The 18,389-nt window shown below is 66.6% G+C and carries 12 protein-coding genes and 2 riboswitches; of the genes, 8 read left to right on the top strand and 4 right to left on the bottom strand.

All coding sequences use genetic code 11. The features are described from left to right. Positions 1 to 25: 25 nt before the first annotated feature. A complete protein-coding gene (btuB, locus tag BTJ49_RS03780; RefSeq protein ID WP_113064066.1) occupies positions 26 to 1,906 on the bottom strand; it encodes a TonB-dependent vitamin B12 receptor in 1,881 nt (626 codons plus the stop codon). Positions 1,907 to 2,062: 156 nt separating this feature from the next. Continuing rightward, positions 2,063 to 2,295, bottom strand: a riboswitch (cobalamin riboswitch). A 115-nt stretch (positions 2,296 to 2,410) separates the two neighbouring features. After that, a riboswitch (cobalamin riboswitch) is annotated at positions 2,411 to 2,625 on the top strand. Between the two features lie 232 nt (positions 2,626 to 2,857). On the opposite strand from btuB, the gene BTJ49_RS03775 reads away from it, so the two are divergent. The 3 genes from BTJ49_RS03775 (at position 2,858) to BTJ49_RS03765 (ending at position 6,936) form a co-directional block, all read left to right on the top strand. Then, a complete protein-coding gene (locus BTJ49_RS03775; protein WP_113064065.1) occupies positions 2,858 to 5,356 on the top strand; it encodes a ribonucleoside-diphosphate reductase subunit alpha in 2,499 nt (832 codons plus the stop codon). Positions 5,357 to 5,509: 153 nt separating this feature from the next. Beyond that, positions 5,510 to 6,529, top strand: coding sequence for a ribonucleotide-diphosphate reductase subunit beta (locus BTJ49_RS03770; RefSeq protein ID WP_113064521.1), 1,020 nt, complete (start codon positions 5,510 to 5,512; stop codon positions 6,527 to 6,529). A gap of 2 nt (positions 6,530 to 6,531) precedes the next feature. Beyond that, a complete protein-coding gene (locus tag BTJ49_RS03765; protein WP_113064064.1) occupies positions 6,532 to 6,936 on the top strand; it encodes an acyl-CoA thioesterase in 405 nt (134 codons plus the stop codon). A 232-nt stretch (positions 6,937 to 7,168) separates the two neighbouring features. On the opposite strand, the gene BTJ49_RS03760 is transcribed toward BTJ49_RS03765, so the two are convergent. Next, complete coding sequence (locus BTJ49_RS03760; protein WP_113064063.1) at positions 7,169 to 9,550, bottom strand: S9 family peptidase; 2,382 nt, start codon at positions 9,548 to 9,550, stop codon at positions 7,169 to 7,171. A gap of 166 nt (positions 9,551 to 9,716) precedes the next feature. Here BTJ49_RS03760 and queF point away from each other — a divergent pair, with 166 nt between their 5' ends. From queF to BTJ49_RS03740, 4 genes are all read left to right on the top strand, one after another. Continuing rightward, positions 9,717 to 10,544, top strand: coding sequence for an NADPH-dependent 7-cyano-7-deazaguanine reductase QueF (queF, locus tag BTJ49_RS03755; protein ID WP_113064062.1), 828 nt, complete (start codon positions 9,717 to 9,719; stop codon positions 10,542 to 10,544). Continuing rightward, the gene (locus BTJ49_RS03750) at positions 10,541 to 11,068 is read left to right on the top strand and encodes a DedA family protein (RefSeq protein ID WP_168184660.1); all 528 of its coding nucleotides are present in this window, start codon (positions 10,541 to 10,543) and stop codon (positions 11,066 to 11,068) included. The genes queF and BTJ49_RS03750 overlap by 4 nt, the downstream gene beginning before the upstream one ends. Before the next feature lie 187 nt (positions 11,069 to 11,255). After that, on the top strand, positions 11,256 to 12,842 hold the full coding sequence (locus tag BTJ49_RS03745) for an oligopeptide:H+ symporter (RefSeq protein WP_113064060.1): 1,587 nt from the start codon (positions 11,256 to 11,258) through the stop codon (positions 12,840 to 12,842). A 128-nt stretch (positions 12,843 to 12,970) separates the two neighbouring features. Further along, positions 12,971 to 15,046 (top strand): S46 family peptidase, encoded by a 2,076-nt coding sequence (locus tag BTJ49_RS03740; protein WP_113064059.1) that lies wholly within the window; start codon positions 12,971 to 12,973, stop codon positions 15,044 to 15,046. Positions 15,047 to 15,104: 58 nt separating this feature from the next. Here BTJ49_RS03740 and BTJ49_RS03735 read toward each other — a convergent pair whose 3' ends face one another. Both BTJ49_RS03735 and BTJ49_RS03730 read right to left on the bottom strand, forming a co-directional pair. Further along, a complete protein-coding gene (locus BTJ49_RS03735; RefSeq protein ID WP_240601721.1) occupies positions 15,105 to 16,250 on the bottom strand; it encodes a phospholipase D-like domain-containing protein in 1,146 nt (381 codons plus the stop codon). Between the two features lie 174 nt (positions 16,251 to 16,424). Further along, positions 16,425 to 17,138, bottom strand: coding sequence for a ZIP family metal transporter (locus BTJ49_RS03730; protein ID WP_168184659.1), 714 nt, complete (start codon positions 17,136 to 17,138; stop codon positions 16,425 to 16,427). An 84-nt stretch (positions 17,139 to 17,222) separates the two neighbouring features. Between BTJ49_RS03730 and BTJ49_RS03725 the strand changes: the two genes are divergently transcribed. Then, a complete protein-coding gene (locus BTJ49_RS03725; protein WP_113064056.1) occupies positions 17,223 to 18,239 on the top strand; it encodes a M23 family metallopeptidase in 1,017 nt (338 codons plus the stop codon). Positions 18,240 to 18,389 lie beyond the last annotated feature (150 nt).

Below are 18,389 nucleotides of genomic sequence, written 5' to 3'. Positions count from 1 at the left end.
CAAGCGCCGCGCCCGCCTCCGGGGATCAGCGTGAAGGCGTGTAGCGCAGCGTCAGGTACGCCGTGCGGCCGGGCTGATTGAAGTAGTAGACCGTCTCGTAATCGCGGTCGAGCGCATTGGCCAGGCGCGCCTGCAACTGCCAGCGCGGACGGAACTGCCAGCTGGCGCGCAGATCGACCGTGGTGTAACCGCCCAGGCGATGCAGGTTGGCCGCATCGTCGTAGCGGTGGCCGTAGGCCGACACCGTGGTCCCGACCGAGAACGCGCCGAACGTGCGATCCAGGTCGATGCGCGCGCTGCGTCCGGCGCGGCGCGGCAGCCAGTTTCCATCGTTCGGTCCGCCGTCGCGGTTCTCCGGCTGCAGCCAGGTCGCGTAGCCGGCCACGCGCCAGGCGCCGACGTCGCCGCCGACCTGCGCCTCGGCGCCGCGGATACGCGCGCGGCTGATGTTGCCTGGCGTGAAGTGGCTGTCCAGCGCGATCAGGTCGCGGATGGTGTTGCGGTAGGTATCCACGCGCCAGTGCCAGTGCGTGTGCACCGCGCCCAGGCCCAGCTCGAGATTGCGCGACTTTTCCGGTTTCAGGTTCGGATCGGCGCTCGGCGGAAAGCCGGGGTACGACGGGTAGTACAGATCGTTGAAGGTCGGCGCGTGGAACGCCGTGCCGTACGACGCTGTCAGCAGCAGACCGCCGTCGAAGTGATAGCCCCAGGCCAGCGCGCCGGTGTTGTGGTTGCCGAACTGCTGGTTGTGGTCACGGCGACCGCTGATCTGCACTTCGTTGGCGCCGAAGCTGGCCTGGTACTGCGCGTACGCGCCGACGTCCTCGCGCGCGGTGCGCAGGTAGGCGGTGTCGCTGTCGATGTGCTCGTGCTGATCGTCGAGACCGACGGTCAACAACTGGCCGTCGCCCAGCGCAATGTCGTTCTGCCAGCCGAACTGGTTGCGCCGCGAATCGCCGTAGCCGACGAACGTGCCGTTCTTGTAGTTGCTGGCCTTGTCCAGACTCTGGCCCGCGGTCAGCGTGACCGTCCAGGCCGCGGTCGGCTGCAGGCGCAGACGCGCGCCGGCCACCTGCTGCACGTGGCGGCTCTGGTTCTGGTAGCTGCCGTCGTATTCGACGTAGCTCTTGTTGCGCAGGAAATTGCCGGCCAGCTCGGTGCCGTTGTCCCAGCGGTAGCCGACGTTGAACAGGCCGTTCCAGGAGCGATAGCCGTCGGCGTCCGGCTCGTTGGTGAAGCAGCCGGCGAACACGGTGCCGGCGCCTTGCTTGCAGCTGTTGATGCCGCGCGTATAGGTGCCGCCGACGCTGAGGTTGTACCAGGCGTGCCGCGTGCCGCCGGACAGACCGACCTGGCCGTCGCGATAGCCGTGCCCGCCGCCAGTGAGGCGGAAAGACGGCGTGATGCCCTCGCCGGCCTGGCCGTGGCGGGTGAAGATCTGGATCACGCCGCCGATGGCGTCGGCGCCGTACAGCGACGAACGCGGGCCGCGCACGACCTCGATGCGCTCGATCTGGTCGACCGGAATCTGCTCGAACGCAGCCAGCCCGGCACTAACCGAACCGACGCGCACGCCGTCGATCAGCACCAGCGTGTGGGTCGAACTGGTGCCGCGCAGGAACAGCGACGTCTGCTGACCGATGCCGCCCGAATTGGCCAGGCTCACGCCCGGCAGACCTTCCAGCAACCCGACCAGCGAGGTCGGCTGCAGGCGTGCGATGTCGTCGCGAGTGAGCACGGTGACCGGCGCCAGCGTATCGTCCAGCGACACGTCGGTACGGGTGGCGGTGACCACCACCGGTTTCAGATCGCTGGAAGCGGGCATCGGCGATGCAGCCGTCGCGGCGGCCGATGCCGTCAGCAGGGTCAGAAACGCGAACGGCGCGCCCGGAATCTTGATGTACATGCAACGTCTCCTCGCCGTGCGCCCCGCGCGACGGCATGGTGCGGATGAAGGCGACACGAGGAAGAGAAAACGGACGGACGCGGAAACCCGGAACGGGCGCGGCTCGATCCGCCTTCGCCCTCCGCGAAGCCACCGGACAATGCGCCGCGGCGCAAGCCGCAGTCGCACGTATCGGGCCGGTCTCCGGGCTTGTGGCGGATCCTCCAACCTCGGACCCGGCGTGACCGCCTTCCCATGCCGCGAAGCACAGTGGCGGAAGGTCACGCCGCGGCATCCATCGATGCCGTCGCGCACTCACCGTTGCGGGGGCAGCGCCGGATTCACACCGGCTTCCCGTTTCATCCCGCGTCGCGAACACGCCGCAGGACACCCGAAACGAGGGCGCAGCGTAGCGCCCGCGCGCGTCGCGCACAAGCGCCATGCGGCACGCAACATGTGCCGGAACGGCAACTGTCTGATTTGCGAAGCATCTCCATATTTCGCGTTGACCCACCCCGCAAAACCCCATATCTTGGGTTCGTCGGTGTTCGCCTCGCGGCGGACACAATAGGGAATCCGGTGTGAATCCGGAGCTGCCCCGCAGCGGTAAGCGGTATCGAACGCCTTGATGGGATCACTCCCGCGCACTGGGTCGCTGTACCCGGGAAGCGAAGGCCAGTAGGTGAGTCGCACGACTCGAGCCGCAAGCCCGAAGACCTGCCGACACGCCAGGCCGTCCGGCCGTCGCAGTCCGTGAGATGCGAGGGACCGAACCTAGAAGCCGCCTGGTGCGGGTGACCGCTTCCGCGGGGAGGCGCGTCGCTGAAGGGACCGGTCCACCCCGGTCCGTTGGCGAGCGTGATCCGCATGGCGACACCCTCAGGCCCTGCGCGAGGGAGCAGGCGTTTGAGTCACGGACCCGTCGCGCTATCCCAGATCGGCGCGGCGGGTCCACCCATCCGGAGGTCCGCCATGGATCCACTCGACACCCTGCCGGAAACGGCTTCATCGCCCGTGGACGCGGCGTCTGCCGACGCGTCCGTCCCACCCGCATTTTCGCCGTCCACCGCCGCGCGCGGCACGGACGAATCCTTCCGCCTGACGCCGGCGCACAACGCCGCACAGATGCACGTCGCCAAGCGCAACGGCGCGCACGAGCCGGTCGACGTCAACAAGATCGTGCGCGCGGTGCAGCGCTGCGCCGACGGCCTGCACGCCGTCGACCCGATGCGCGTCGCGCACAAGACCATCGGCGGCCTGTACGACGGCGCCAGCACCCGCGAACTGGACGAGTTGTCCATCCGTACCGCCGCCGCGCTGACCGCCGAGGAACCCGAATACGGCCAGCTCGCCGCGCGCCTGCTGGCCGCCACCATCGACAAGGAAGTGCGCGGCCAGGACATCCAGTCGTTCTCGCAGTCGGTCGCGCGCGGCGCCGAGCTGGGCCTCATCAACGAGCGCCTCCAGACCTTCGTGGCCGCCAACGCGCGCAAGCTCGACGACGCCATCGACCACGACGCCACGCGCCGCTTCGAGTACTTCGGTCTACGCACCGTCTACGACCGCTACCTGCTGCGCCATCCCGAAGCGCGCCACGTGATCGAGAGCCCGCCGTACTTCTTCATGCGCATCGCCTGCGCGCTGGGCGGCGGCGACATGGGCGAGACGCTGGCGCTGTACGGCCTGTTTTCCTCGCTCGACTACATCCCCAGCTCGCCGACGCTGTTCAACGCCGGCACGCGGCACGAACAGCTGTCCTCGTGCTTCCTGCTCGACTCGCCCGCGGACACGCTGGAAGCGATCTACGACAAGTACGCCGACGTCGCCAAGCTGTCCAAGTTCGCCGGCGGCATCGGCCTGGCCTACTCCCGCATCCGCTCGCGCGGCTCGCTGATCCGCGGCACCAACGGCCACTCCAACGGCCTGGTGCCGTGGCTGAAGACGCTCGACGCCTCGGTCGCCGCGGTCAACCAGGGCGGCCGCCGCAAGGGCGCGGCCTGCGTGTACCTGGAACCGTGGCACGCCGACATCGAGGAATTCCTGGAACTGCGCGACAACACCGGCGACGACGCCCGCCGCACCCACAACCTCAACCTCGCCAACTGGATCTGCGACGAGTTCATGCGTCGCGTCGAGGCCGGCGCGGACTGGTCGCTGTTCGACCCCAAGACCGTGCCGCAGCTGGTCGACCTGCACGGCGACGACTTCGACGCCGCCTACCGCAAGGCCGAGGCCGACGGCCTGGCCGTGCGCACCCTGCCCGCACGCGAGCTGTACACGCGCATGCTGCGCACGCTGGCGCAGACCGGCAACGGCTGGATGACCTTCAAGGACCGCGCCAACGCCACCTGCAACCAGACCGCCGTGGCCGGGAACACGGTACACCTGTCCAACCTGTGCACCGAGATTCTGGAAGTCACGTCCAACGATGAGACCGCGGTGTGCAACCTCGGCTCGATCAACCTGTCGCGCCACCTCGCGCGCGACGACGAGGGCCGCTGGTCGTTCGACTTCGACAAGCTGGCCGACACCGTGCGTCTGGCCGTGCGCCAGCTCGACCGCGTGATCGACCTGAACTTCTACCCCATCGACACTGCGCGCGCGGCCAACATGAAATGGCGTCCGGTCGGCCTCGGCGTGATGGGCCTGCAGGACGTATTCTTCCGCCTGCGCCTGCCGTTCGACAGCGACGAGGCCCGCGCGCTGTCGGCGCGCATCGCCGAGGACATCTACTTCCACGCCCTGGACACCTCCAGCGAACTGGCCGCCGAGCTCGGCGCGCACCCGGCCTTCGCCGACACCCGCGCGGCGCGCGGCCAGCTGCAGTTCGACCACTGGACGGACGCCGCGCCGCACGACGCCGAGCGCTTGCAGACCCTGCGCGAAACCATCCGGCACACCGGCCTGCGCAACTCGCTGCTGATCGCCATCGCGCCGACCGCCACCATCGCCTCGATCTGCGGCTGCTACGAGTGCATCGAGCCGCAGGTGTCCAACCTGTTCAAGCGCGAGACGCTGTCGGGCGACTTCGTGGTGGTCAACCGGCATCTGGTCGAGGAACTGAAGACACTGGGCCTGTGGACTGCCGAGGTGCGCGACGCCATCAAGCGCGCCGAGGGTTCGATCCAAGGCATCGCGGCCATCCCCGAGCCCCTGCGTCGCATCTACCGCACCGCGTGGGAACTTCCTCAGAAGGCGCTGATCGACCACGCCGCCGCACGCGGTGCCTACATCGACCAGAGCCAGTCGCTGAACCTGTTCATGGAGAACCCCAACATCGGCCAGCTGTCGTCGATGTACATGTACGCGTGGAAGGCCGGCATCAAGACCACCTACTACCTGCGCTCACGCCCGGCCACGCGCATCGCGCAGACCACCGTCGGCCACGCCGCCGCACAGACGAAGCCGGACGACAACGCCGCCGTGGTCTGCTCGCTGGAGAACCCGGAGTACTGCGAGGCCTGCCAGTGACCGACGCCTCCGTCTGACCCCTTCGTAGCCATGGACGAACCCGCCGCACGGATGCGGCATCACGGACGACCCGACGACACGGATGCGCATGGACGACGCCTGCCGCACGAACGCGGCACCCGCCTCGGGTCGACCGACACGCACGCACAAGGAATGCCCATGAACCCTTCATCCCGCCTGCTCGACCCCGGCTTCGCATTGACCCTGCGGCCGATGCGCTACCCGCAGTTCTACGAGATGTACCGCGCCGCGATCCGCAATACCTGGACCGTCGAGGAAGTCGACTTCGGCATGGACACCGCCGACCTCAAGCAAAAGATGAGCGACGCCGACCGCCACCTGGTCGAGCGCCTGATCGCCTTCTTCGCCACCGGAGACACCATCGTTTCCAACAATCTGGTGCTGAACCTGTACCAGCACATCAACGCGCCCGAAGCGCGCATGTTCCTGTCGCGCCAGCTGTACGAGGAGGCGCTGCACGTGCAGTTCTACCTGACCCTGCTCGACACCTACCTGCCCGATCCGGAGGCGCGTCACAAGGCGTTCGCCGCCATCGAGACCATCCCGTCGATCCGCGCCAAGGGCGACTTCTGTTTCAAGTGGATGGATTCGGTGCAGCAGCTGGATCGTCTGGAGACGCACGAACATCGCCGCCAGTTCCTGCTCAATCTGATCTGCTTCGCCGCCTGTATCGAGGGCCTGTTCTTCTTCGCCGCCTTCGCCTACGTCTACCACTTCCGCGCGCGCGGCCTGCTGCACGGCCTGGCCGGCGGCACCAACTGGGTGTTCCGCGACGAATCGGGCCACATGGCCTTCGCCTTCGCCGTGATCGAGCAGGTGCGCAAGGAAGAGCCGGACCTGTTCGACGAAACCATGCAGGCCGACGTCGAAACAATGCTGGAGGAGGCCATCGCCTGCGAAACGCAGTTCGCCGAAGACGTGCTCGCCGGCGGCGTCGCCGGCCTGTCGCTGAAGGACATGCGCCAGTACCTCGAATACGTCGCCGACCAGCGCCTGCGCCAGCTCGGCATGACGCCGAAGTACGGGGTCGCCAATCCGTTCGACTTCATGGATCTGCAGGACGTGCAGGAAGTGACCAACTTCTTCGAGCGCCGCGTGTCGGCCTATCAGGTCGGCGTCGAGGGCGAGGTCGCCTTCGACGTGGCGTTCTGAGCATGGCTGCCACCGATACCGATGCAGCACCGCGCGAGGCGGTGCTGATGGAGATGGTGTTCCCGCACCACACCAACCACCTCGGGACGCTGTTCGGCGGCCAGGCGCTGGCGTGGATGGACAAGGCCGCCTTCATCGCCGCCTCGCGCTACGCGCGCCGGACCGTGGTCACCGGCCGTTCCGAGCAGGCCGACTTCCACGTGCCGGTGCGCCAGGGACAGCTGGTCGAGCTGCGCGCGCACGTCGCCGGCGTCGGCCGCAGCTCGATGCAGGTCGAGGTGACGCTGACGGCCGAGGACCTGCTCAGCGGCGACCGCCGCGTGTGCACGCAGGCGCGGTTCGTGATGATCGCGCTGGACGCGCACGGTTCGCCGACGGCCGTGGCCGGACTTCCCGATGCCCCCTGATGTCCACACGCATCCGTACGCCTACCGGGCGGCGCATAATTTCCGCAACATCCATCAGATGGGCATGTCCCGTCAGCCCGCACCAGCCTTACAAAAGGGCCTGCCCGGTTCCCCGGGCAGGCCCTTGATATCGACGCGGCCAACGTCATGCATGATGGCGAACGGCCAACGAACTCGCTCACTCTAAACCGCATGCCGACGATGACCTGTTGCCGTCGCCAGCAGCGCGAACTCAGTGACGATGCATCTTCTTCATCCACTCCGGCAGCTCGAAGTGGAACGCCGGCGGCGGCGTGTCGCCGGCGAGATGCTTCACGAAGTAGTCCCAGCGACGGCGCATGGCGTACATCGTGCCGGTCAAGCCGTAGCCGTGGTGCACGTTCGGAATGATCAGCATGTCGAAGTTCTTGTTGGCCTTGATCAGCGCATCGACCACCAGCAGCGTCTCGCCGGTCGGCACGTTGTCGTCGATGGAACCGTGCACCAGCATCAGATGGCCCTTCAGGTTCTTGGCGATGTCCTGATTGGCCTGGTTGTCGTAGTTGGTGCTGCCGTCCTTGTGCTTGACCAGCAGGCCCTGGTACTTCTCGCCCCAGTCGTTCTCGTAGTTGCGGTTGTCGTGGTTGCCGCTCTCGGCCCAGCCGACCTTGAAGAAGTCCGGGTAACGGAACAGCGCATCCGCGGTGGCGTTGCCGCCGCCGGAATGGCCCCAGATGCCGACGCGTGACAGGTCGATCCACGGATAACGCTTGGCCAGTTCCTTGATGCCGGCCACCTGGTCGGGCAGCGTGTTGTCGCCCATGTCGCCGTACCACGTGGTGTGGAACGACTTGGAGCGCCACGGCGTGCCCATGCCGTCCAGCGCGATCACGACGAAACCGAGATCGGCCAGCGCCTGGTTGTCACCACGCGAGGCCAGGAAGTTGCGGCCGCGCACCGAACCGGTCTGCGGGCCCGGGTAGATGTAGTCGACGATCGGATACTTCTTGTGCGGATCGAAGTTCGCCGGCTTGAACATCATGCCGTACAGCGTGGTCTTGCCGTCGCGCGCCTTGACCGTGAACGGCACCGGCGGCACCCAGCCCGCGGCCTTCAGGCGCGAAATGTCGGTCTTCGCGATGGTGGCGATGACATGGCCGTCGGCGGACGAACGCAGCACCGTCACCGGCGGCGTGGTCGGCGTCGAGTAGCGGTCGACGAAGTACGTGCCGTCCTTGGACATGGTGATGTCGTGGTCGGCGTCTTCCGGCGTCAGCAGCACCGGCTTGCCGCCGTCCAGACTCACCTTCCAGAACTGGCGGTAGTACGGATTCACACCCGACGTGCGACCGACGCCGACGAACCACAGTTCGCGGTTCTTGCGGTCCACGTGACGCACCTGGGTGACGTTGCCCTCACCCGTGGTGATAGCGTGCAGTTCCTTGCCGGTCTTGAGGTCACGCAGGTACAGGTTGCCCCAGTTGGTGCGCTCGGAGAACCAGATGGCCTGGTCGCTGGCCGGCAGGTACTGCCAGTTCACCATGCCATGGCCGCTTTCGTAGAAAGTCTTGACCGAATCCTCGAACACGGTGCGCACGTCGCCGTTGGCGGCGTTAACCACGTGATACCACTCGTGATGACGGTCGCGCGAGGTGGTGACGATGGCGAAGCTCTTGCCGTCCGGCGCCCACTTCACGTCGTCCCAACTGCCGTCGCGGTTGCAGTCGATGTCGTCGCACAGGCTCGACAGGCGCTGCTGCGGCTTCATCTTCACGCGCACCATCTTGTGCGTGTCGACGTCGATCACCACCGGCTCGATCATGAACACGTGCTTGTCGCCCGGCAGCGGGTACTTCCAGGCATTGAGCTTGGGATGTCCGACCTGGGTGCGCAGGGTGTACATGTCGCCAACCTTGCGCTGGTCCTGCTGGTAGGTGACCACGTGCGTCGAGTCCGGCGACCAGCGCACGATGGCGCCGTTCGAATGCAACCAACCGGCGTTATCGGTGGCGTAGCCGAAGTTCTTCACGCCGTCGGTGGTCAGCGGGAATTCGTCACCCGTCTTCAGGTCGCGCACCCACAGGTTCCAGCGGCGCACGAACACTTCCTTGGTGCCGTCCGGCGACAACACGCCAGGCTCGTCGCGCGTGTCCGACATCTTCTTGCGCGACGCCTCGGTGCGCACGGCGCGCCCTTTCACGCAGACGTCCCTGGCGCCAAGTCCGCAGGTATACCAGCCACCGAAGGCCGAAACCTGCAGACGACCGTCCTGACCGAAGCTCCAGTCGCGCACGGGCAGATGCCCGGCATCCACCGGCTTGCCGGACGCCGCCGCGAGACGCGTGGCCAGCTGCGCCGGATCGAAGGCGACGCGCGCCTTGCCGGTCGCGGCATCCATGCGCATGTAGGCGGTCTTGCCGCCGGTCTGTTCCCGATACAGAACGACGTGGTCGTTCTGCCAATGCACGCCGCTGACATCGTGGTCGATCAGCGGGTTGGTGTGAATCGAAAGTGCCTGCGCGGCCTGCGCGTAATCCTTGGCGTTCAGGGTGCGGCCCTGGGCGGCGGCGGCCGTGCAGGCCAGCGCCAGACCGAGGCCCAGCAGCGTACGGGAGGTACGGTTCAACGAATGCATGAAAATCCCCTTGGACAAACTGCGGACGCAGCGCAAGCGAACATCCTAGCGCGGACCGGCCCACACCGACCCGTGCCATGAGTTGATCTGAACGAATGCCGCGCCCGCCGCCATATCGCCCCGAAGCAGCGCGTACAATGCGTCATTCCGTCCCGCCGAATCCGCCATGACCACCCCCGAAGACTCTCAGCTCGGCAAGGCCACCGCGTACCGCAACCGCTACGCGCCGGACCTGCTGTTCCCGATTCCGCGCAGCAAGGGCCGTGCGGAACTGGGCCTGCACGGCAACCTGCCATTCCAGGGCGTGGACATCTGGAATGCCTACGAACTGTCCTGGCTGGACCCGCGCGGCAAACCGGTGGTGGCGCTGGCCGAATTCCACGTACCGTCCGATTCGCCAGCAATCATCGAGTCGAAGTCGTTCAAGCTGTACCTGAACAGCTTCAGCGGCGAGCGCCTGGACGAGGCCACACTGGTCGAACGCCTCGCGCGCGATCTCGGCGAGGCCGCGGGCGCGCCGGTCGCCGTGCACCTGACCCCGGCGGCGGATTTCGGCGCCCAGCGCATCGAGGAACCGGAAGGCGTGCTGATTGATGCGCTGGATCTCGACATCGACGTCTATGGCCCGCCCGACCCGTCGTTTCTGCGCGCGGATACCAACGCCGCACCGGTACGGGAGACCCTGCTGTCGAACCTGCTGAAGTCGAACTGCCCGGTCACCGGCCAGCCCGACTGGGCCAGTCTGCGCATCGACTACGTCGGCGCGCCGATCGACCGCGAAGGCCTGCTGCGCTACATCGTCTCGTTCCGCGAACACCGCGAATTCCACGAGCACTGCGTCGAACGCATCTTCATGGACCTGATCCGGCACTGCGCGCCCGCGCGACTGGACGTCAGCGCACGCTATACGCGCCGCGGCGGCCTCGACATCAACCCGTTCCGCAGCAGCGAATCCGGCCACACGCCCGGCAACCCGCGCGGGGCGCGCCAGTGAACTGGCATGCGCTCATCGAACGGGTCGCGCACTTCATACTGACCTACGGCTTCCTCGCCGCGCCACTGGTCGGCGCGATCGCCTTCGCCGAGGGCATCGCCGTCGTCGGTTCGTTCGTCCCCGGCTCGACACTGCTGGTCGCCATCGCCACCAGTGCCGGCTCGCAGCATGTCTCGCTGACATGGCTGATCGTGTGGGCCACCCTGGGCGCGGTCGCCGGCGACCTGCTTTCCTACGAGCTGGGCCGCCGCCACGGTTCGCGCATGCTGGCGATGCGCCCGTTCGCCTACCGCCCGGAATGGACCGCGCGCGCCACCGACCTGCTGGCCCGCCGCGGCGACGTGGCCGTGTTCGTCGGTCGCCAGGTCCCGCCGCTGCGTGCGCTGATGCCGGTGCTGGCGGGCATGTCCGAACTGACGCTTCGCCGGTTCCTCCTCGCCGACGCATTCAGCGCCGTGGTCTGGGCCGGCCTGCACCTGGGCTTCGGTGCGATCCTCGGTCACTGGCTGTTCTCGCTGCAGTAGCCTGCTCCACAGCAGCGGTTCTTCAGAAACCGCCTGGCGCACCATTTCCGACCTCGGAAAACGGCGCGCTGAGTGCCCGAACGGCGCCGAATCATCCTCACCCTCGGGAGCACCTGCCTAGGCAGGTGTCCGGTTCGCGGGATTTGGCTAGCCTGAGCGCTCCCAACGACCCGCGACCGCTTCACGTATGGAAACCACCGCCGCGGCTCCGGCCGGCAAAGGCGCGCTGCCGCGCCAGATTCCCTACATCATCGGCAACGAGGGATGTGAGCGCTTCAGCTTCTACGGCATGCGCAACATCCTCACGCCGTTCCTGATCTCCAGCCTGCTGCTGTTCGCCCCTGAAGCCGAGCGTATCGGCATCGCCAAGGACGTGTTCCACACCTTCGTCATCGGCGTGTACTTCTTCCCGCTGCTGGGCGGCTGGATCTCGGACCGTTTCTTCGGCAAGTACAACACCGTGCTGTGGATGTCGCTGGTGTACTGCGCCGGCCACGCCTGTCTGGCGATGTTCGAGGACAACCGCACCGGCTTCTACACCGGCCTGTTCCTGATTGCGCTCGGATCGGGCGGCATCAAGCCGCTGGTATCGGCCTTCGTCGGCGACCAGTTCGACCAGTCCAACAAGCACCTGGCGAAGGTGGTCTACGACGCCTTCTACTGGATCATCAACTTTGGCTCGTTCTTCGCTTCGCTGCTGATGCCGATCATCCTGCGCGAATACGGTCCGACCTGGGCCTTCGGCATTCCCGGCATCCTGATGTTCATCGCCACGGTGATCTTCTGGTCCGGCCGCAGGAAATACGTGGTGGTGCCGCCGGTCGCTTCCGACCCGCACAGTTTCCTGAAAGTGGTGCGCACGGCGTTGTTCGCCAATGCGCCGGACAGGGGACGCCCGGGCCTGATCCTGGCCGTCACCGGCTTCACCTTGGCCCTGATCGTGCTGGCCTGGCTGGCCGTCGACGACTTCGTCATTGCCGTGCTGCTGGCGCTCGGGCTGATCATCGGCTTCGGCGGCGCGGGCGCGGCGATGCAGATGGAGCGCGCGCGCAGCGTGCATCCGGAAAGCGCGGTCGACGGCGCGCGCGCGGTGCTGCGCATTCTGGTGGTGTTCGCCATCGTCACGCCGTTCTGGTCGCTGTTCGACCAGAAGGCCTCGACCTGGATCATCCAGGGCAACGCCATGGTCATCCCGCACGATCAATGGTGGTGGCCGAGCTGGCTGGTGAAAGAACCGGCGCAGATGCAGGCGTTGAACCCGATCCTGGTGATGCTGCTGATCCCGTTCAACAATCTCGTGATCTACCCGCTTCTGCGCCGCATGGGCATAAAGGTCACCTCGCTGCGCCGCATCGGCGCGGGACTGGCGTTCTCCGGCGTCGCCTGGGTGGTGGCGGCACTGATCCAGCTGCACATCGACGACGGCGACGCCGTCTCCATCGCCTGGCAGATCGCGCCCTACGTGCTGCTGACCATGGGCGAGGTGCTGGTCTCGGCCACCGGCCTGGAGTTCGCCTACAGCCAGGCGCCGCAGCAGATGAAGGGCGTCATCATGAGTTTCTGGCTGCTGTCGGTGTCCTACGGCAACCTGTGGGTGCTGATCACCAACGCCGCGGTGCGCAATGAGGCCGTCACGCACCAGATCGCGCAGAGCGGCATCGGCGAGAACGCATTCCTGATGTTCTTCTTCGCCGGCTTCGCCTTCCTCGCCGCCCTGGTGTTCGCGCTCTACGCGCGGCGCTATCCGCTGCAGGATCACTACCGCACGGCGTAACCCGGTCGACCAAAAGCACGCGAGGTGTACACCGTCGCGCGTGCTACGAAAGTCATGTTGTTACTTTATAACATCAGTTTGATAATGGCTGGACGGCGCTCTGCGCGCATCTCAAAGGGAGGCATATCATGAAACGACTCGCTCTGACCCTGCTCACGGGTCTGCTGCTCGCCACGGCCGGATCGGCCATGGCCGACGAGGGCATGTGGACGATGAACCACCTGCCGATCAAGCAGATGCAGCAGAAATACGGCTTCACGCCCTCACAGCAGTGGATCGACCATGTACAGCGCGCCGCGCTGCGTCTGGCCGAGGGCTGCTCCGGCTCGTTCGTGTCCGCCAACGGTCTGGTGATGACCAATCACCACTGCGCCAACACCTGTCTGTCGCAACTGTCGGACAAGAACCACAACTACATGCAGGACGGCTACGTCGCCAAGGACGACAAGGACGAGCCGAAGTGCCCGGACATGGAGCTGAATCAGCTCGAGAAGATCACCGACGTGACCGCCCGCGTGAACGCGGCCACCGCCGGCAAGAACGGCGCGGCGCGCATCAAGGCGCAGCGCGCCGTCGACAGCGCCATCGAGAAGGCATGCGTCAACGGCGATCCCGACACCTGGCGTTGCGACGTGGTCACGCTGTACCACGGCGGTCGCTACGCGCTGTACAAGTACCGCCGCTACCAGGACGTGCGCCTGGTGTTCGCGCCGGAACAGTCGATCGCCTTCTTCGGCGGCGACCCGGACAACTTCAATTTCCCGCGCTACGACCTCGACGTCACCTTCTTCCGCGCGTACGTCAACGGCAAGCCGGCGCATACACCCGATTTCTTCCAGTTCGACCCCAAGGGTCCGAAAGCCGGTGAACTGACCTTCGTGGTCGGCAATCCGGGTTCCACCCAGCGCCAGACGCCGTGGACCTCGCTCGCCTACATGCGCGACAAGATCCTTGTCCCACTCTTCGGCTACCTGTCCGAGGAACGCGGACTGCTCTGGCAGTACAGCCGCATGGGCAAGCAGCAGGCCAAGGAAGCCCAGGATTCGCTGTTCGGCATCGATAATTCCCTGAAGGTGTACAAGGGCTGGCTGGAAACGCTCAACAACGAAGCCTTCGTGGCCAAGAAGAAGCAGGAAGACGCTTCGCTGCGTGACTGGATCAATGCCGACCCGGCACGCGTGAAGAAATTCGGACATCCGTGGAAGATGCTCGACAAGGCCCAACAGCGCGGCGCGCAGCTGCGTGAACGCTACGCCATGATCGAGCGCGGCCAGGGCTTCGGCAGCACCCTGTTCAGCGATGCGCGCATGCTGGTCCGCGCCGCCGCCGAACGCACCAAGCCCGACGCCGACCGTCTGCCGCCGTACCGCGACGCCAACCTGCCGGCGATGCAGCAGCGGGTGGAAGCGAAGACCCCGTTCTATCCGCAGTACGACGAGACCAAGCTGGCCTGGACCCTGGAGAAGATGCGCCAGGCCCTGGGCGCGGACGATCCGTTCGTGCACGAAGTGCTGGGCAAGAAGTCGCCGGAACAGCTGGCCCACGAGCTCGTCTACAACAGCAAGCTCGGCGATCCTGCCGTGCGCAAGCAGCTGTGGAACGGCGGCGAGAAGGCCATCGCGGCCTCGCACGACCCGATGATCGAACTGGCGCGCAAGATCGACCCGGTCGCCCGCAAGCTGCGCAAGCAGTACGAGGACGAAGTCGATGCGCCGATGCGCAAGGCCTCCGAGGCCATCGCCCAGGCCCGTTTCGCACGGGACGGCGCGTCCAGCTATCCGGACGCCACCTTCACCATGCGTCTGTCCTACGGCACCGTGAAGGGCTGGATGGAGAAGGGCAAGGAAGTGCCGCCGTTCACGCACTTCGCCGGACTGTACAAGCGCGCCACCGGCGCTGATCCGTTCAAGCTGCCGGAGAGCTGGCTGAAAGCCAAGTCGTCACTGGATCTGTCCACGCCGATGGATTTCGTCACCGACAACGACATCATCGGCGGCAACTCGGGCAGCCCGGTCATCAACAAGGAAGGCCATGTCGTCGGCCTGATCTTCGACGGCAACATCCACTCGCTGGGCGGCAACTTCACCTTCGACGACAGCGTCAACCGCGCCGTCGCCGTGGACACCGCCGCACTGGATCAGGCACTGCGCAAGGTCTATCACCTGCCGCGTCTGGCCGAGGAACTGGAAAAAGGGCACCAGTAAGCCCCATGCGCCCGCCGCGGAATGACTCTTCCGCGGCGGGCGTCACGCTCCTGCACGCTCAATGCGTGCGGGGCGGTTTGTAGTCCTTTCCGGGTTCCAGCGTGGTCACGTACGGCCCGCTCCAGTCATGGTCGAAGATGCCGGTGAGCGTTTTCGCCGGCCCGGCCCCATGCGCGAACACCGACGCGTCCACTGTGTTGTTGAAGTAGCTCCAGCCCCAGTTTCCGGTGCCGATGTACACACTGCGATCATCGGCCACCGCGTACTTGGCGTGCTCCACGCGGGCGTAGTCGATGAAGCCCTGCGGCGACGGTGGCAGATGACTGAACTTCACCGTGATGTGCGGCAGCACCGCCAGGCTCTTCAGATAGGCCTGCATGGGTTCGCGCAGGGCCCAGTCGGCGACGATGATGCGCACATCGACACCGCGCGCGGCAGCATCGCGCAGAGCCGCATCGACCGGCGTCCACCAACCCTTCGGGCCGTACTGCCGGATCGCCGTCAGCGTCATCACCTGCACGCGCAGAACATGGCGCGCGTCGTGGATCATGCGGACCAGCGCCGGCTGCTCGGCGCTGACGCCATGCGGAATCAACGATGGCGGGCTGAAGGCCGGAAAAGCGCTCAGGGCTTCGCCCGAGGTATCGTGCAGCGTCACCGGATCGGCCGCGGTCACCGGCGCGAATGGCAACGAGCGTTCGGCCCGCTTCGCCAGTTTCGGCATGTCCGGATGCGCCGCCGCATGCCAGTCGAAATCGAAACTGGCCTCGAAGGTGCGCGCGAAGCGGGCATTGCGAATCCGCGCGCCGATCTCGTGAATCTGGGTCAGCGCGCGCCAGTCCCAGTTGGCGCTGCCGACGAACACCTCGCGGCCGTCGACCACCATGTACTTGGCGTGCAGGACACCGCCCGTCAGCGCGTCCATCGGCAGCACGCGCACTTCGATGTTCTTCACCTTGCGCAGTCTGTCCACGCTGTCGCGGCTGTATTTCATGAACGTGCGATCGAGCAGGAAGCGCACTTTCACACCGTCGCGTGCACGAGCAATCACGGCGTCCAGCACCGGCGCCAGCGCACTGCCCGGCTTGTCGGCAAGGTAGAACGCGGCCACGTCGATGCGCTTGTGCGCGCTGTGGATCATGTCCAGCCACACGGCCTGCGTGCGCGGCACGCCCGGCGCGCCGTAGTTCGTTGCCTCCGGCACGCTTTCCACTATCTGGAAGCCCGGCGTGATTTCCGGTCGTGCCGCCCCGGCGACGCATACAACGCCCCAGAGCAAGCCTGCTATGGTGATCGACCATGTCTTTCTTTGCATGTGCATCCGCCCCGATCTCTGCGCACGCGGCTGAACTTGCGCGGCCGCATGATGACTAAGAACTCAATGTACGTGATCGACCAGTGCCGCCGCCCACATGAACACCACGCCGCCGATCATGCCCACTGCGGGCGCGAGGCGGCTGCGTGCGTCGAGCCGCTGCCACACCGCCGGCAGCACGTCGACGCAGGCCAGATAGATCGTGCATCCGGCGGCGAACGCGAGACCGTAGCCGACGAACCCGCTCGCGCTGCCCAGCCCGAGCGCCAGCCCGGCGCCCAGCGGTACCCCGGCGGCCGCCAGGATCGACAACCCGAACGCGCGCACCGGCGCATAGCCCCCGGCGACCAGCACTCCGGCGTGCCCCACGCTGCGCGGAAGCTCGTGCAGCAGCACGGTCACCGCCACGAACACGCCCAGCGAAGTGTTGGCGGTGAAGGCCGCGCCGATGACCACGCCGTCGACCACGTGATGCAGCGCATCACCGAGTACATCCATACGCGCGAACGCCGCCACATCACGGCTCGACGCCCATACGCGCACCAGGTTCTCCACACACACCAGCAACAGCACGCCAAGCGCGATCACGCCGCCGGCCGCATGGCCGGGCACGCCGTGGGACATCGCTTCCGGCAACATGTGCAGCAGACCGTCGCCGAGCAGCAGCCCAGCCGTCGCCGCCTGCATCCACGGCAGCCACGCCTGCACCCGACGCATCGGCGTCAACACGACCCAGCGCGTCGTCACGCTGGTCGCGGCCACCGCGACGCTGGCCAAGAGGGCGGGAATCCATGGGGACATATCGGCTTGCCGCATCACTAAACGTTACGTTATAACATAACAATTTATCGCAAAGACACCATGAAGTACATCGCCACTCCCTTGCTGCTCGCGCTGACGGCACTTTCCGCCCTGTCCGCATGGAGTCTTGTTGTCGCATGGCATCCGCAACCGGACACCCTCTCACCGCGGACTGCCCAAGCGAACCCGACACAGCCGGCGTCTCCAGCCGTTCCGCTGGCGCCGCCGCCCCCGTTCACGCCGCCGGCCCGGCATCTCGCGCACAATGTCGCACTCGCCGCCGCGCATGCACGGCACGTTCCGGTCGCGAGTGTCCGCGCCCTGGTGGCGCGGCTGCGTCACCGCGACGTGCGCTGGACCACCATCCGCGCCGCGCTGGCCTACGTGCACCGCTACTGGGCGCACGCTGGCCGCTTGCCGCATCACGCACGCGTCGACATCCGGTTCGGCAAAGCGCCTACCGACGACCACAGCGCCTATCTCGCCCTCGCGATGCGCCACGGCGATCGCAGCCAGTGCGTGTTCCTGGTGCGTGAGTCACACCACGGGCTGCTGCTGGCCGACGGCCACGGGCGCATGCTGCAGGCGATCAATCTGCGTAACCCGGTCGTGCACACCCGCATCTCGTCCGGCTGGGGCTGGCGCACGCAACCCGTGCTGGGCTGGCACGAGTTCCACAAGGGTATCGACTACGCCGCACCGATCGGCACCCCGGTCCGCGCGGCCATGAGCGGCGTGGTCGATCTGGCGCGATGGCACGGCAACTACGGCCGCCTGGTCGAAGTCCGCCACCCGGACCATCTGGCCACCCGCTACGGCCACCTGTCGCGCTTCGCCAAAGGCGTCACCCGCGGCACGCACGTTCGGCGCGGGCAGGTCATCGGCTATGTCGGCACCACCGGACTGTCGACCGGCCCGCATCTGTACTTCGAGCTGTGGCGGCACGGACGGCGCATCGACCCCCTGCGCGCCGCACTGGTCCGCATCCACCCGCGCACCGCCTCGCACCGAGAGTTGCTGGCCTGGGTCCGGCATCAGAAACACCGGTCGCCCGCCTCGGAACTCGCCGCGCCCTGACGAAGCCGGCCGCATCTCGCGTCGACGGTCTTGCAAGGACTCCCGTGCGTGGTCCGCGCCTGCGCGACACGCCGAGGACTAGACGAACCCCACCGCAGACCTCCGCGCACGTGCTCGGCGCGGACCACGGAAGTTCTCGCGAAGCGCGAG

Origin of the sequence: Oleiagrimonas sp. MCCC 1A03011 (assembly GCF_003267965.1) — a bacterium.
Taxonomy (GTDB): Bacteria; Pseudomonadota; Gammaproteobacteria; order Xanthomonadales; family Rhodanobacteraceae; genus Oleiagrimonas; species Oleiagrimonas citrea.
Note: the sequence above shows the minus strand (reverse complement) of the source record. Positions and strands in the feature narration are given on the sequence as shown.